This is a genomic window from Pseudactinotalea sp. Z1739, assembly GCF_049725055.1.
In the GTDB taxonomy this organism is placed as follows: domain Bacteria; phylum Actinomycetota; class Actinomycetes; order Actinomycetales; family Beutenbergiaceae; genus CALKWS01.
Genome location: NZ_JBMPQA010000005.1, coordinates 258,078 through 272,410, shown reverse-complemented (window position 1 = coordinate 272,410; position 14,333 = coordinate 258,078). Strand labels below are relative to the sequence as shown.

13 protein-coding genes and 1 tRNA gene are annotated in these 14,333 nt (G+C 70.0%); 12 read left to right on the top strand and 2 right to left on the bottom strand.

All coding sequences use genetic code 11. The features are described 5' to 3' along the window. The first annotated feature begins 34 nt into the window (after nucleotides 1-34). The 11 genes from ACO0LV_RS09005 (at nucleotide 35) to ACO0LV_RS08955 (ending at nucleotide 10,234) form a co-directional block, all read left to right on the top strand. Nucleotides 35-520 (top strand): dihydrofolate reductase, encoded by a 486-nt coding sequence (locus ACO0LV_RS09005; protein ID WP_424787552.1) that lies wholly within the window; start codon nucleotides 35-37, stop codon nucleotides 518-520. A gap of 118 nt (nucleotides 521-638) precedes the next feature. After that, entirely contained in the window at nucleotides 639-1,370 is a 732-nt protein-coding gene (locus tag ACO0LV_RS09000; RefSeq protein ID WP_424787551.1) for a DUF4129 domain-containing protein, read from the top strand. Continuing rightward, nucleotides 1,367-1,885 carry a hypothetical protein gene (locus tag ACO0LV_RS08995; RefSeq protein WP_424787550.1) on the top strand — a complete coding sequence of 173 codons (519 nt, stop codon included), beginning with the start codon at nucleotides 1,367-1,369 and terminating at the stop codon, nucleotides 1,883-1,885. The genes ACO0LV_RS09000 and ACO0LV_RS08995 overlap by 4 nt, the downstream gene beginning before the upstream one ends. Next, complete coding sequence (locus tag ACO0LV_RS08990) at nucleotides 1,882-2,886, top strand: AAA family ATPase (protein WP_424787549.1); 1,005 nt, start codon at nucleotides 1,882-1,884, stop codon at nucleotides 2,884-2,886. Before ACO0LV_RS08995 ends, ACO0LV_RS08990 begins: the two co-directional genes overlap by 4 nt. After that, complete coding sequence (locus ACO0LV_RS08985) at nucleotides 2,883-4,370, top strand: DUF58 domain-containing protein (RefSeq protein WP_424787548.1); 1,488 nt, start codon at nucleotides 2,883-2,885, stop codon at nucleotides 4,368-4,370. The genes ACO0LV_RS08990 and ACO0LV_RS08985 overlap by 4 nt, the downstream gene beginning before the upstream one ends. Beyond that, nucleotides 4,370-4,930 carry a hypothetical protein gene (locus ACO0LV_RS08980; protein WP_424787547.1) on the top strand — a complete coding sequence of 187 codons (561 nt, stop codon included), beginning with the start codon at nucleotides 4,370-4,372 and terminating at the stop codon, nucleotides 4,928-4,930. Before ACO0LV_RS08985 ends, ACO0LV_RS08980 begins: the two co-directional genes overlap by 1 nt. Next, nucleotides 4,927-6,219 (top strand): D-arabinono-1,4-lactone oxidase, encoded by a 1,293-nt coding sequence (locus ACO0LV_RS08975; protein WP_424787546.1) that lies wholly within the window; start codon nucleotides 4,927-4,929, stop codon nucleotides 6,217-6,219. The genes ACO0LV_RS08980 and ACO0LV_RS08975 overlap by 4 nt, the downstream gene beginning before the upstream one ends. A gap of 150 nt (nucleotides 6,220-6,369) precedes the next feature. Then, complete coding sequence (locus ACO0LV_RS08970) at nucleotides 6,370-7,674, top strand: MFS transporter (protein ID WP_424787599.1); 1,305 nt, start codon at nucleotides 6,370-6,372, stop codon at nucleotides 7,672-7,674. 52 nt (nucleotides 7,675-7,726) lie between these two features. Then, nucleotides 7,727-8,629 (top strand): aldo/keto reductase, encoded by a 903-nt coding sequence (locus tag ACO0LV_RS08965; protein WP_424787545.1) that lies wholly within the window; start codon nucleotides 7,727-7,729, stop codon nucleotides 8,627-8,629. Then, nucleotides 8,626-9,525 carry an aminoglycoside phosphotransferase family protein gene (locus tag ACO0LV_RS08960; protein WP_424787544.1) on the top strand — a complete coding sequence of 300 codons (900 nt, stop codon included), beginning with the start codon at nucleotides 8,626-8,628 and terminating at the stop codon, nucleotides 9,523-9,525. The genes ACO0LV_RS08965 and ACO0LV_RS08960 overlap by 4 nt, the downstream gene beginning before the upstream one ends. Before the next feature lie 202 nt (nucleotides 9,526-9,727). After that, nucleotides 9,728-10,234, top strand: coding sequence for a mycothiol transferase (locus ACO0LV_RS08955; protein ID WP_424787543.1), 507 nt, complete (start codon nucleotides 9,728-9,730; stop codon nucleotides 10,232-10,234). A gap of 238 nt (nucleotides 10,235-10,472) precedes the next feature. Here ACO0LV_RS08955 and ACO0LV_RS08950 read toward each other — a convergent pair. Beyond that, nucleotides 10,473-10,546: transfer RNA gene (locus ACO0LV_RS08950), tRNA-Met, on the bottom strand. Nucleotides 10,547-10,649: 103 nt separating this feature from the next. Continuing rightward, nucleotides 10,650-13,679 (bottom strand): UPF0182 family protein, encoded by a 3,030-nt coding sequence (locus ACO0LV_RS08945; protein ID WP_424787542.1) that lies wholly within the window; start codon nucleotides 13,677-13,679, stop codon nucleotides 10,650-10,652. A gap of 107 nt (nucleotides 13,680-13,786) precedes the next feature. On the opposite strand from ACO0LV_RS08945, the gene ACO0LV_RS08940 reads away from it, so the two are divergent. Next, on the top strand, nucleotides 13,787-14,329 hold the full coding sequence (locus ACO0LV_RS08940) for a PPA1309 family protein (protein WP_424787541.1): 543 nt from the start codon (nucleotides 13,787-13,789) through the stop codon (nucleotides 14,327-14,329). Nucleotides 14,330-14,333 lie beyond the last annotated feature (4 nt).

The window sequence follows — 14,333 nt, the reverse complement described above, 5'->3', positions numbered from 1 at the left end:
CGATGCGCTGGGAGGGGACGTTGCCATGCTGGGAATGATCTGGGCGCAGGCCCATGACCGGGTGATCGGGCGCGCCAACGATCTGCCGTGGCACCTGCCGGAGGACATGGCGCACTTCAAGGCAACCACGCACGGACACCCGGTGATCATGGGTCGGCGGCAGTGGGAATCGCTCCCCCTGCGGTTCCGGCCGCTGCCGGGCCGGCGCAATATCGTGCTGACCCGCCAGGAGGACTACCACGCACCCGGCGCCGAGGTGGTCCGGGACCTTCCCACAGCGGCGGCGCTGGTGCACGAGAGCGAGGCGTGGATCTGTGGGGGCGGCCAGGTCTACGCCCAGGGGATGGACCTGGCTGACGTGCTGGTCGTCACCGAGATCGACCTGGAGGTCGACGGCGACGTCTTCGCCCCACCGATCACTCCGCCCTGGCAGGTGGTCGAGACCGGCGCGTGGCGAGAGAGCGAGTCCGGAATCCGGTTCCGGATCCTGCGGTTCGAGCGGGCTGTACCCGGGGAGTAGGGCGGGGCGCACCGGGGTCGCGGCCGAGCCGCGCCGCTCGAGATCCTGGAAGAGTGAGGTGGCCCCGGCAAACGGTTAGAGTGCTCCGGGGAGGAATCCTCCGGTGAGGAAGTCAATGGTGAACGAGCGCGAACGGCAACACCGTGTACCGCCGCTGGTGCCCACTGCCCTGGTGGCCCTGCTCCTGGGTCTGGCGGTCCTGGTCGCTCCGTCCATCGGAACCTGGGAGATGGATGCGCGCGAGTTCGAGGTCTCCGCACCGGAGCCGGACCAGGAAGGCCCCCCGCCCGAGGAGCAGTCCTACGAGGAGTCCGAGGACGAGACGTTCGAGCCCCCCACAGACGCCGAGCCCATCGAGATCAGCCCGATCTGGGGCCAGCTGCTCCTGGGGCTGGTGATCCTCATGGCGGTGGCCGCTGCCGCGATCGCCATCTGGTTGTTCGTGCGCTATCGCAGGTCGCTCACGCCCGATGTGGGGCGCAGCGACCTGCAGGTGGACGCCGAGGTCGCGCCCGAGGACCAGATCCCCATCCTGACCGAGGCGGCCACCAGTGCGCGGGAGGAGGTGCGCCGGGCAGCCGACCCCACCGATGCGATCATCCGGGCCTGGTTGGCCCTGGAGGACGCGGCCGCCAAGTCCGGGATGAGCCGCCGGCCCGCGGACACCCCGACCGACCTGACCGTGGCGGTCCTGACCCGCACCGAGGCCGACCCGGAGGCCACCACCGGCCTGCTCAGCCTGTACCACCGCGCCCGGTTCCGCACCGAGCCGATGAGTCCGGCCGAGCAGAACGAGGCAGTCACCCACCTCGAGGCGCTGGCCCGCAGTTGGGACCGGGTGCGGCTATGAGCATCGCGACGTCCGAACCGGTCCGAACCCCCACCCAGCAGTCCCGGCGGTGGATGATCATCACCGCATCGATCGCGGTGGCACTGTCCGTCCTGCTGTACTGGATCGGCCTCAGCGGGCGGCACTCCGTCCTGCTCGGCGTGAGCCTGCTCCTGATCTCCGCCGCCATCCCGATCAGCGGGGTCCCCGCCGTCGTGCGCTTCCGTCGGTTGCCCTACCAGAGCCGCGACGGCGCCCGGCGGGAGGTCTCCACCCTGAGTTGGGCGATCTACGGCAACCGCACCACGCTGCGCGAACCCGCCGTGCGTCGCCTGCACTCAGCGGGAGTGCGCGCCTGCCGCCACGCCGGTGTGGATCTCGAGTCCGGACCGGGGCGCGAGCGGGCCCGCCAGGTGCTGGGTGAGGAGGTCGTGGCATTCCTGGACGACCCGCGCGCCACCCCCGTGGACGCCGGCCGGATGCGCCACTACCTGACCGCTTTCGAACGACTCGACCTCAGAAAGGGCCTGGCATGACCACACCCGTTCCCACCCCGCTCCCTGTGCCGGAGGTATCCCGGCTGGGCAATGACGTCCTGGATCAGGTGGCCGGCGTCGTCGTCGGTATGACCCAGCCGCTGCGCACCGCACTGGCGGCGATCCTGGCCGGTGGGCACGTGTTGTTCGAGGACGTACCCGGGCTGGGCAAGACGCTCGCGGCCCGTGCCCTGGCCGGAGCACTCGGTCTGGACTTCCGGCGGTTGCAGTGCACCCCGGACCTGCTCCCGGCCGATATCACCGGCTCCTACGTGTTCGATCCGGCGGCCACCGAGTTCACCTTCCGTCCCGGGCCGGTGTTCACCGGGCTGTTCCTGGCCGATGAGATCAACCGCACCGCGCCCAAGACCCAGTCGGCACTGCTGGAGGCGATGGCCGAGCGCCAGGTCAGTGTGGAGGGCACCTCGCACAAGCTCCCCGCGCCCTTCCACGTGCTGGCCACGGCCAACCCGGTGGAGTACGAGGGGACCTATCCCCTGCCCGAGGCCCAGTTGGACCGGTTCATGGTCCGACTGTCCGTCGGCTACCCCGATGCGACCCAGGAGGCCGATGTGCTGGCCCGCCGGATCGCCCGGCGCACCGAGTGGGCCGAGGTGGACCAGGTCGTCGACGACACGACGCTGCTGGCCATGCAGGCCGGGGTGGAGGCGGTGGACGTGGACGCCGACATCCTGGACTACTGTGTGCGGCTGGCCGGGGCGACCCGGGAGCTGAGCACTGTGGAGGTCGGGGCCTCCCCGCGCGGCTCCCAGGCGCTGGTGCTGCTGGCCCGGGCCCGGGCGGTCCTGGACGGACGCGAGTTCGTCACCCCGGAGGACGTCAAGGACGTGGCCGTACCGGCGCTGGCGCATCGGTTGGTGCTCACCCCTGCGGCGTGGGCTGCGGGGGCCTCGGCCGACCAGATCGTGGCGCGTCTGCTCGAGGAGGTCCCCACCCCGGCCACAGCGCGCGCCGAGGCCCCGGTCGGCGCTTCGTCGTGAGTTCCGCGCACTCACCGGGTGCGGGGCCGACGACGGCGCAACCCACCTCTGCCGAGCCGGCCCGGTCCCGCTCTGATGGGCCGGGCACCCCGGGCGGCTCGAGCGGGGCGGCTGGCTCAGCCGGGCCGGGCGGTGCGGCGACCGTCTGGGTGCCGGGCACCTCGGCGGTTCTGACCGGGGGTCTGGGGATGGTGCTGCTGGTGCTGGGCGTCACTACGTCCCGGCCGGACCTTGCCGCGCTCGCCCTGCCCATGGTGCTCGGGACGGCCTGGGCGTGGTTCTCCCAACCCCGCCAGGACGTGCAGGCGCAGTTGCGGCCGGGCCTGTCCGCCGGCGCCGGCACGGCTCCCGGCGCCACCGGCGCAGCCGAACCGGGCACCGTGGGCGCCACCCTGACCCTGCGCACCCCGCCGGGCACCTCGGTGGTCCGGATGCGGGTGGCCACCCACGGCTATCGCACCACCGAGGCGGTGGTCGTGGCCTCGCCGGACCGCTCCATCGGCATGTCCCTGGAGACCGCTCGCACCGGGGTCCTGGAGTGCTTCCGGGTGGACTACATCGCCACCAGCCACGACGAACTGCTCGCCTCGCACTGCCCGCCGGCCGGCCCGGTGCCGATGATGGTGCGCCCGCCGGCCCGGCCGCTGCGGCGCATGCCACTGCCCTTCCGGCTGCAAGGGCTGGTGGGCCCGCACACCTCACGCCGCGTGGGTGAGGGAATGGAACTGCACGACATCCACGAGTTCACCCCCGGGGACCGGCTGCGCCGGATCGACTGGCGCACCACCGTGCGTCGCTCGTTGGACCCGCGCACCCAGAAGCTGGGCGCGCTGTACGTGCGGCGCACGCTGGCCAGCGCCGACGCCACGGTGATGCTGGTGGTGGACTCCCGCGACGACGTCGGCCCGGACGTGGACACGTGGTCCGGCGGCACCCCGGCCAGGATGACGCACGCGACCTCGGTGGACCTGGCCCGGGAGGCCGCGACGTCGGTGGCCCAGTTCTACCTGAAGGGCGGGGACCGGGTGGGGCTGGACGACCTGGGCAGGCGACGACGCCCGGTGGCCCCGGCCGCGGGCGGCAAGCACCTCGAACGGATCACCCAGCGCCTGGCCCGGATCGCCCCGGAGGGCAGCCCGCAGCCACGCCAGCGCTCCCCGAGACTGCCCTCCGGTGCGCTGGCGGTGATCTTCTCCACCTTCCTGGACGACGAGGCCAGTGCCGTGGCCACGCTGTGGCGCTCCCAGGGGCACCGGGTGATCGCCGTGGACGTGCTCCCCGCGCTCAACACCGCACGGTTGGATCCCTACGCTGCCACTTCCTTCCAGTTGATCCGGCTGGAGCGCGGGTTGCGGCTGGCCGAGCTGCGCCGGCAGGGCATCGACGTGGTCCACTGGGTCGGCGACCCGGACGGGCACGGCACCGCCATGAACCCCGAGGAGGCCCTCATGGTCGCCTCGACGGTGCAGCGGGGTGGTCGCTGATGGGGCGGGTGTCGAACTGGGCGCGCCGGGCCGAGGCGAGCCTGCCCGAGCAGCGGCCGCCGGCGATGCGGCTGCACCTGGGGCCCGCGGTGGCGGCCTGGGTGCTGCGGATCGTGGCACTGCTGCTGGCGGTGAGCGCGAGCGTGCTGGTCGCGAGCTCGGTCGTGACGATGGTGCTGATGATCCTGTTCTCGCTGACCGTGGCGTTCTGGCCGGGCTACGGGTTGCCGGTGGGGGTGGCCGCGTTCCTCGGCTGGGGGCTGATGGTCGGGGAGCCCACGGTGGCCGAATCGACCGTCGTGGTGTTCTGCGTGCACGGGTTCCTGGTGCTCTCGCGTGTGGTCGGCGGGGTGAGCTGGGACGCGGTGGTGGAGCTACGGGTGTTGGCGCGGGTGGGATGGCCGTTCCTTGTACTCCAGGTCATCGCGCAGACGTTCATGCACCTGGCCCTGGCGCTGCCGCGGGGCGGGGACTCGGTGGTCTGGATCGCCGTCGTGGTCCTGGCGGTGCTGGTAGGTCTTACTGCGGTGCTGGTCCACGCACTGCGCAGCCTGACATGAGCGCGCACACCGGCCCGGGGATCAACTGGGCGGGCAGCCACGTGTTCGGCGCCCGCACCCTGCACCGCCCGACCAGCCTCGACCAGGCCCGGCGGATCATCGCCGCAGTGCCGAGGATCCGCGCCCTGGGCACGCGGCACTCCTTCAACGCCCTGCCCGACTCCCCCGGTGACCTGATCAGCCTGGCCGGGCTGGAGCCGCAGATCGAGATCGACGAGCGAGCAGGGACTGTCACGGTGAGCGCAGCGGTCACCTACGGCGATCTCGCCGAGGCGCTGGACCGGGCCGGTTTCGCGCTGCACGCGATGGCCTCGCTGCCACACATCTCGGTAGCCGGGGCGATCGCCACCGGCACCCATGGCTCCGGCGACGGGGTCAGGAGCCTGGCAGCCGCCGTCGTCGGGCTGGAATTCATCGACGCCCAGGGGCAGGTGCACCGGATCGCCCGGGGCGAGCCGGACTTCGAGGGCGCGGTGGTGAGCCTGGGCGCATTGGGGGTGACCACGCGCGTGACGATGCGGATCGAGCCGGCGTACCGGGTGCGCCAGTGGGTCTTCAACGACGTGCCCTGGGACCTGGTGCTGGAGGACTTCGACGCCCTCACCGCGCTGGGCACCTCGGTCAGCCTGTTCCCCTCCTGGCGGGCCGACTCGGTCGATTCGGTCTGGGTGAAGCGCCGTACCGATGGGCCCGACGGCGGCGCCTCCCCCGGCGTGCTGGGCGCCTATGCGGCGCCGGCCGACCAGCACCCGGTTCGCTCGGCCGACGCGCGCGTGTGCACCCCGCAGCAGGGGGTGGCCGGGCCGTGGCACGAGCGGCTGCCGCACTTCCGGATGGGGTTCACACCCTCCTCCGGCGCGGAGATCCAGGTCGAGTACGCGCTCCCGCGCGACCTGGCGATCCCGGCGCTGGATGCCTTGCGTGGGTCGAGCACCCTGCGCGAGCGGGTCGGTCCGCTGCTGCACATCAGTGAGGTGCGCACGATCGCCGCCGATGAGTTGTGGCTCTCCCCGGCCTACGGGCGCGAGAGCATCAGCGTGCACTTCACGATGGACGTGGACCCGGAGGCGGTGGCGGCGGTGCTGCCGGTGATCGATGAGGTGCTGTCCCCCTTCGATGCCCGCCCGCACTGGGCCAAGTGGTTCCACACCGATCCGCTGCGCCTGGCACGCGTCTATCCGATGCTGGGGCGTTTTCGTGACCTGGCGGCCCGGTACGATCCCGACGGGTGCTTCCGCAATGAGTTCCTGGACACCTGGGTCTTCGGGGGCACCGGCGCCGGGCGCTAGTCTCGACGGGGTCCCGTACCGGGGCCGCCCGCACGTGTCCGCAGGAGAGTTCGGATGACCAACGAGAACACCAGTCCCGACCCGGACGTCCGTGGTGACGGACCGGATGCGCCCGCCGACGCCGGCGCCGCGGCCGGCGCCGCGGGGACGATGACCCGCGCCGAGCGCCTGGACCGTCTCCCCTTCGGACGCGCACACGGCCGCCTCCTGGTCGGTTCGGGGATCGGCTGGGCGCTGGATGCGATGGACGTGGCGCTGATCTCCTTCATCATGGCCGCCCTGGGCATCGCCTGGAACCTGACCAGCACCGAACTCTCGGTGGTGGCCTCGATCGGGTTCGTCGGGATGGCGGTGGGCGCCAGCCTGGGCGGGCTGCTCGCGGACCGGATCGGGCGCCGGCAGGTGTTCGCGCTGACGTTGTTGGTCTACGGGCTGGCCACCGGGGCGGCGGCGCTGTCCACCGGCCTGGTGATGCTCATCGTGTTGCGCTTCGTCATTGGCCTGGGCCTGGGGGCCGAACTGCCGGTGGCCTCGACGTTGGTGAGTGAGTACGCACCGAAACGGATCCGGGGCCGGATGATCGTGATCCTGGAGGCCTTCTGGGCGGTGGGGTGGCTGGCCGCCGCGGTGATCGGGTACTTCGTGGTCAACCCCGGCACCGGGTGGCGTTGGGCGTTCGTGATCGGGATGGTCCCGGCGGCCTACGCCCTGGTGGTGCGCTACGCGCTGCCGGAGTCGGTGCGTTTCCTGGAACAGGGCGGCCGGGAGGCCGAGGCGGAGGAGTCGGTGCGCTACTTCGAGGCCTCCGCTGGTGTCCCGCCGGTGCCCTCCCCTCCGGTGGGAGATCCCGCACCGCCGCCGAGTTGGCGGGAGTTGTGGTCCCCGCGCCTGCGCCGGCGCACCATCGCGATCTGGCTGGCTTGGTTCGGGGTGAACTTCTCCTACTACGGGGCGTTCATCTGGCTACCCACACTGCTGGTGCAGCAGGGCTATGACCTGGTCCAGTCCTTCGAGTACACCCTGATCATCACCCTGGCCCAGTTGCCCGGGTACGCGGTGGCGGCGATCCTGATCGAGAAGTGGGGACGGCGGGCCACGCTGGCCTCGTTCCTGGGTCTGTCGGCGGTCGCCGCGGTGCTCTTCGGCCAAGCGGATACGGTGGCGACCATCATCGCCGCCGGGATGGCGATGTCGGCGTTCAACCTGGGTGCCTGGGGTGCGCTGTATGCGGTGACGCCGGAGATCTACCCGACCCGGTTGCGGGGCACCGGGTCCGGGAGCGCCGCGGCGTTCGGGCGGGTCGCAGCGATCCTTGCGCCGCTGTCCACCCCCGTGTTCATCTCGATCGGTGGTGCCCCGCTGGCGTTCGGGGTGTTCGCCTTCTTCTTCGTGCTGGCCGGGGTAGCGGCCCTGTTCCTGCCGGAGTGGACGGGCAAGGAACTGCAGGAGCGCTAAGGCGCCGGACCGTCCCGGACCTCACCTGCGGCGGGGGTCATAGGCTTTCCTCATGGCAGCAGCGCAGACGGGGTCCGTACCGGAAGGCGACACCTACGGCCGTCAGGGTTTCGGCTCGATGAGGTTGAGCGAGGACGACGCCGGTACTGCTGACCGGGATCCGGTGGCTGTTCTCAACGCCGCCCTCGACCTCGGTGTCACGATGATCGACACCGCGGACGCCTACCAGAACGAGGAGTTGGTCGGCCGCGCGATCAGGACGCGACGCGATGACGTGGTGCTGGCGAGCAAGTTCGGCCTGGTGCGGCGCGATGATCTGGCAGCAGGCTTCGAGGCCCGGGCCGACCCTGCCTACGTGCGGTCGGCGAGCGAGGCGAGTCTTCAGCGGCTGGGAGTCGAGGCGATCGATCTGTACTACCTGCACCTGCGCAGTGAGACGGTACCGATCGAGGACACCGTCGGAGCGATGGCGGAACTGGTCGATCAGGGCAAGATCCGCGCCATCGGGCTGTCCAACGTCACCGCTGAGGATCTGCGGCGTGCCCATGCGGTACACCCTGTTGCGGCCCTGCAGGAGCAATGGTCGTTGGTCCAGCGCGGTATCGAGGATGAATTGCTGCCCACCGCGGCGGAGTTGGGCGTGGTGGTGGTGGCGCACTCCCCGACCGGCCAGGGCCTCCTGCACGCACAGCCGCAGCGCCGCACCGACGGTCCCGTAACCGCCGGGCTCCGGGCAGCGCTGGGTGAGATCGCCACCGGCCACGACGCCACAATCGGTCAGGTCGCGCTGGCCTGGGTGCACCACCGACAGCAGGAACACGGCGTCCGAGTCGTTCCCTTGCCCGGGACCGCGAGCATGCGCCACCTGCACGCGAACGTCGCCGCAGCCGACCTCCGGCTCTCCGCCACCGACCTGCGCCGGCTCGAGACCGTCACCACGGCCGCGAAGGCATGACCGGCCCCGACGGCAGCCCGGACCGGGACACGGCATTGCCTGGGCTGAGGCCGGACCAGCGGCTCCTGGTGCAACGGTGGCTGCCCGGCGCGCATGTCGTGGCGGACCTGAGTTGGGGGTTGATCGATTCCACGGTGCTGCGGGTCCGCACCCCGGGCATCGCCGAGGACGTCATCGTCAAGGCTTGCGGTCCGGGCAACCACCATTTCTCCCGGGAGTTGGATGCCTACCGGCACTGGGTGGGGCCACTGCGCCACCTGGGTGCGGCGCCGGTACTGCATCACGTGGACGACGACGCACGCGTCCTCGTGGCCGAGTTCCTGCCCGGGGAACTCGTGCAAGGCAACGACTCCGAGCAGCAACCGCAGACCTACCGGCAGGCCGGCGCACTCCTGGCGGCGTTCCATGGTCAGGATCGGCGCATGGACACCGACCTGGGGATCGAATTCAACACTGCCCGCAAGCAGCGGGCGCTGCGGTGGCTGGCCGGGGAGCATCGCATCCCGTCGGCCACGGTCGGGCGGTTGCATGCCCTGCTCGCCGACCACCCCACCGAAGCGGTGCGGCTCGTGCCCACCCACGGCGACTACCAACCCCGCAATTGGATGGTGCACGCCGGGAAACTCGCCGTCATCGACTTCGGTCGCGCCGAGTGGCGGCCGGCGCAGACCGACCTGGCCCGGCTCGCCGTGCAGCAGTTCCGTACCCGTGGGGACCTGGAACGCGCTTTCATCGAGGGGTACGGGTCCGACCCACGTGGACCGGACTGGCGCTTCATCCTGCTCACCGAGGCGATCGCAACGGCAGCGTGGGCCTATTCGGTGGGCGACGAGGCGTTCGAGGCGCAGGGGCACCGGATGATCGACGACGCGCTGGCACTGTCTCCAAGGCGCTGATCCTGCGCCCGTGCGGGTGCCCTCCGGGGCAGGAGGGCACCAGCGGGCCAACGATCCCGCGCCAGCAGGGCGTCTGCGAACTGGTCTCGGGTGTACCAGCGGTCCCAGGATCCACGTCCCGCTCGGGGCGTCGTGGACAACCGACCGCATCACCTGCTCGTGCGGGCTGGCGCTCGTCACGGCCGGCGGGGATGCTAGATCAATGACTGAGCACGCGAGAGCAATGCTGACCGACCACTTCGGCAGGATCGACGAACTGGTCGAGGACCTCACCGATGGGCTGAGCCCGGAGTCATCCCTATGGCGTCCCGCCGCGGACGCCAACACGATCGCCTGGCTGCTCTGGCACCAGAGCCGGGTCCAGGACGATCACGTCAGCGACCTCGCCGGCACCGAGCAGGTGTGGCCGCAGTGGCATGAGCGCCTGGACCTGCCCTTGGACGTCAGCGACACCGGGTTCGGCCACTCTCCGGACGACGTGGCAGCCGTCCGCATCTCCGCTGCGGATCTGCGTGACTACCACGCTCAGGTGCACGCCCGTACGTTGGAGTACGTCAGGAGGCTGGACGGCGACGAACTGGAGCGCGTGGTCAACTCCGACTGGGACCCACCGGTGACCGTCGCGATCCGCCTGGTCAGTGTGATCGGGGACTGCCTGCAGCACCTTGGCCAGGCGGCCTATATCCGCGGGATCGCCCCCGCGGGGTAACACCAGTCTCCAGCCTCCGGGCTATGGCGAAGTCCTGCTTCTGTCTCGGTGCACCAGAGAAGGAGGGCGTTGCCCCGGCCCGGCTCCTCGATTCAGTCGGACGGGGGTCGGCACCCGTCCGGAGGTTCGGGTCCTGAGTCTCTCGACCACGTAGTCGACCCGGTCGAAGCGAGCCCGATTCCTCCGGAATGCCGAACGGCGCGACCCCAACTCTCGTTGGAATCGCGCCGTTCTGTAGTGGCGGGGGGAGGATTTGAACCTCCGACCTCCGGGTTATGAGCCCGGCGAGCTACCGAACTGCTCCACCCCGCGTCGGTAACCCCAGACTACGGCGGCACCGGCCCGGGAAGCAAATCGCAGCCGTGACTATCAGCGTGACGTCAGCCACGTCGGCCATTGCCTCCCGGGCCAGTGGTCAGCCGTTGAGTTCCTCGTCCGCCTCCAGGGCCCGCTCCAACGCGTCGGCCAACCGCTCCTGGGCCTCGCCGTAGGCGGCCCAGTCACTGTCCACGAGTGCCTCGTTGGAGTCTTCCATCGCCTCCCGGGCATCAGCCAGGGCGCGGTTCAGCCGCGCCTGGGCATCGCCGTCACCGGGGTCGGTCGCCGGCGGGTCGGCGGTCTCGGTCTCGGTCTCGGTGGGCTCATCGTCCGGGTCCGTTGCGTCCGGGTCGACCGGCTCACCGTCGGTGTCGATGTCCTCGGCGTCCAGGTCGACCTCGTCATCGGGCACCGGCACCACGTCGGCGTCACCCGCTGCCGCACCGGCGTCGCCCTCGAAGACCTGGTCCAGCGCCTCATCGAGCGTGTGCGCGAACCCGACCGAGTCGCCGAAGGCCACCAGCACCCGTCGCAGCAAGGGGAACTGGGTGCCGCTCTCAGACTGCACGTAGACCGGCTGCACATACAGCAGCCCGCCGCCGACCGGCAGCGTGAGCAGGTTGCCGGACAGCACCTGGGAGCCACCGGAACTGAGGATGTTCAGTTCCGTGGCCGCGGTGGTGTCGGTGTTGAAGTCGTTCTGCACCTGCCCGGGTCCGGGGACGGTCAGGTCACGAGGCAACTCCAGCAGACGGATAGTGCCGTAGTCCTCATGGACCTCACCGTCCTGGTCCCCCGTCTCGGAGTTCACCGCCATGAAACCGGTCAGCACGTTGCGCTGATCATCGTTCAGGATGAACGAGGTGGTCAGGGAGAAGGTCGCCTCCTCCTGCTCGGGCATCCGCAGGCTCAGGTAGAACGGTGGCTGGTTGAACTGCGGCTCAGCCGGGTCCGGTGGGGTGCGCCAGAAGTCACCACCGGAGAAGAAGTTCCGGGCATCGGTCACGTGATACCGGTTCAGCAGTTCACGCTGCACCTTGAACAGGTCCTCGGGGTAGCGCAGGTGACTCATCAGGTCCCCACTGATGTCCGACATGGGTTGGATCATGTCCGGGAAGATCTCCATCCAGGTCTGCAGGATGGGATCCTCCATGTCCCACGCGTACAACGTGACCGACCCATCGTAGGCGCTGACCACCGCTTTGACGGAGTTGCGGATGTAGTTGACCAACTCGGGCAACTGGGCCTGGATCGCCTGGCCGTCCGGACCGGTCAACGCGTCGATGGTGGCGTCCTCGAGTTGCTGTCGTTCGGAGTAGGGGTAGTCGTCCGAGGTGGTGTAGGCGTCGACGACCCAGACCACCTCCTTCATGCCGTCCCCGTCGGTGTCAGCCACAGCCGGGTAGGTCCGACCGTCCAGGGTGAGGAACGGTGCCACCCGGGCCACCCGTTCGCGGGGGTCGCGGTGGTAGAGGATCTGGGACTCGGAGTTCACCCGGTCGGAGAAGATGATCTGTTCGCTGCCGAACCGGGCGGCGTAGAGCAACTGGCGCCACACGTTCCCGATACCCGGGCCACCGTCACCTTCGTAGGTGTTGTTGACCTGACCGCCCTCGGCGTCGTCGTCGGGGTAGTCCAACTCCCACGGGTCTGCGCCCTCGGGCGCCCCGACGATGGAGTAGTCCGGGGAGTTCTCCGAGAAGTAGATCCGCGGTTCGTAGTCGCCCAACGCACCAATGCTGGGGATACCGCCCTCGAAGAACTGCGGCCGCCCGTCGTTGGTGGTGGTGTTGCCGTAGGCGGCCACCACGCCGAACCCGTGGGTGAAGACGGTGTGGTCGTTGGTCCAGTTCCGCTGCGCCACGGCATCCAGGTTGATGTCGCGGACGGCGATCACGGTGTCGTTGAGTTCACCGTCGATCTGGTACCGGTCCACATTCAGGGTCTCCGGGAAGGTGTAGTAGTGCCGGTTCTGCTGGTCCTGCCGGAATGTGGGCGAGACGATATTGGGGTCCAGCAACCGGATCTGGGCGGTCGACTCCTCATCGTCGGCCAGAGCACCGGCCACCCCCTCCAGTTCGGCCTCGTACACCTGGGTCTCAACGTCCTCCAGGCCGTACGCGGCCAGGGTGGCGTCGATATTGCGCTGGATGAACTCGGCCTCGTTGTCCTGCTCGTTCGGGCTCACCACCACGGCCTGGGTGATCGCCGGGATCGCCATCCCGGCAACCAGGCCGGTCACCACGGCCAGACCGAGCCCGACCACCGGCAGGCGCCACCGGCCCCGGGCGCCGAAGGCGAAGATGAGCACCGCCACGAAGACGCAGGCGAAGGCCAGGATCCACCGGGCCGGAAGCACAGCGTTGACCTCGGTGTAGGTGGCGCCGTCGAACCGTTCCCCGGGTGAGTTCAGCAGCGTGTACCGGTCCAGCCAGTAGTTCACGCCGACCAGCAGCACCACCAGACCACCCAGGATGCTCAACTGGATCCGTGCGGGCTTCTCCGCCCGCCGCTGCCCGGTCACCTGGATGCCGCCGTAGAGGTAGTGCACGAAGGCGGCTGCGGCCAGTCCGAAGATCGTGGTCCACAGCAGGAAGGAGATCACGAACCGCAGGAACGGCAACGTGAAGACGTAGAAGCCGATGTCCAGCCCGAACTGCGGGTCCACCTGCCCGAACGGCTGTCCGTTGAACGCCTCCAGCATGGGTTGCCACTGCGTGGCCGCCGCCGAACCTGCGAAGAAGCCCACCACGATCGGGGCCGCGATGAAGGCCAGTCTGCGCAGCGGCTCGAAGGCCTCCCGGTACCGGTCCAGGTCGCGCTGCTGGGGAGTGGTCGGGACATACATGGGCCGGTTCTTGTACGCCAGGCGCAGGTTGAACCAGACGACGCCGCCCATCAACAGCAGACCGACGACGAACAGCCCACCCCGAGTGGACCACTGGGTGAGCAACACGTTGGAGTAGCCCACCTGGTCGAACCAGAGCCACTCGGTCCAGAACCGGGACATCACCAGGAAAGCGATGACCACCCCGGCCAGCACACCGATCGTGGGTAGCAGCGGACCGCGGCGCCCGCGCGCCGGTCGCGGTGAGGAGGCAGCGGGACGGGAGGAAGCAAAGGACACTAGGGCTCAACCTCGAGAACGATCAGAGCGGGCAGATGGATCCAGAGGCACGGCACCCCTGGCCCTCCCAGTTTCCCATACATTCGGTGTGCTGGAACGATGTCTATGTGAACGACGAATCCCGCTCCCACGCACTGGCCGCCGCCGTCATCGAACTGGAACGCCATGCCGCTGCCGGCGGCTGGGACGCACCGGTGGGCATCTACGCCCTGGTCCGCACCGCTGACGCCCTCGCGGAGAATCCCGCCGTCGCCACCCAACTCGGCGCCGAGGTCGTCGCAGCCGCCGAAGCGGACCCCGAGCACCTGACCTCGATCGAGCAGGACGGGCTCCCGGAGTCTGCGAACCTGGAGGAGCTGCTGGCCCAGTTGGCGTGGCCGGAGACGGTGCATGGGGCCGCGATCGTGGTGGAGCGGATCGTGGTACCGCCCGAGGCGGAGCAGGGCATGCCCAGCGACCCCGAGGAAGCGGTCGCCTACCTGATGGGCCACCCGGACCGTCAGGACGTGCGGGTGGCGGCCGGGGTGCTGCGCTCGGGCGAGTCCTGGTGCGTCCTGCGCTCACGCGCCAACGACTCCGACGACGCCGTCGCGGGTGCCCCCGACGCGGTGCCGGGGTTGGTGCACGCCTTGGCCGCCACGTTCAGCTGAGCCG